Source organism: Rossellomorea oryzaecorticis, from assembly GCF_038405515.1.
Taxonomy (GTDB): Bacteria; Bacillota; Bacilli; order Bacillales; family Bacillaceae_B; genus Rossellomorea; species Rossellomorea oryzaecorticis_A.
In genome coordinates this window covers 1-366 of sequence record NZ_JBBYAF010000116.1, presented here as the reverse complement: position 1 = coordinate 366, position 366 = coordinate 1, and the positions used below count along the sequence as shown (strand labels likewise).

The 366-nt window shown below is 39.1% G+C and carries 1 rRNA gene; it reads left to right on the top strand.

The window, feature by feature from the left end:
* Positions 1 to 77, top strand: a 5S ribosomal RNA gene (gene rrf, locus AAEO50_RS21450); the annotation flags it as partial.
* Positions 78 to 366 lie beyond the last annotated feature (289 nt).

The following is a 366-nucleotide window of genomic DNA, read 5'->3' as shown; positions in this document are numbered from 1 at the left end:
CGAACACGGAAGTTAAGCTCTTCAGCGCCGATGGTAGTTGGGGGATCTCCCCCTGTGAGAGTAGGACGTCGCCAGGCAAATATGAAAAGCAGCTCATTATGGGGCTGTTTTTTTGTTGTGGAGGAAAAGTGAAGGCGTATTTCGAACCGTGATGGGATTTGAAAATAAAGTAGTGATTTTGAAAAAATATAGGGTGGAATTGAAAAATTAATCATCAAAGTTGAAAAAATAATCGCCCGAGCACCCCTGCACACCCCAGGAACGATTCACAAACCTTCATATCTTCACTCATTCCATTCATAATAATCAACTTTTTTCCTTTTAAGCCCTTTAATTTGTAATTTTTTAATAAAAACCTTCCTTCTT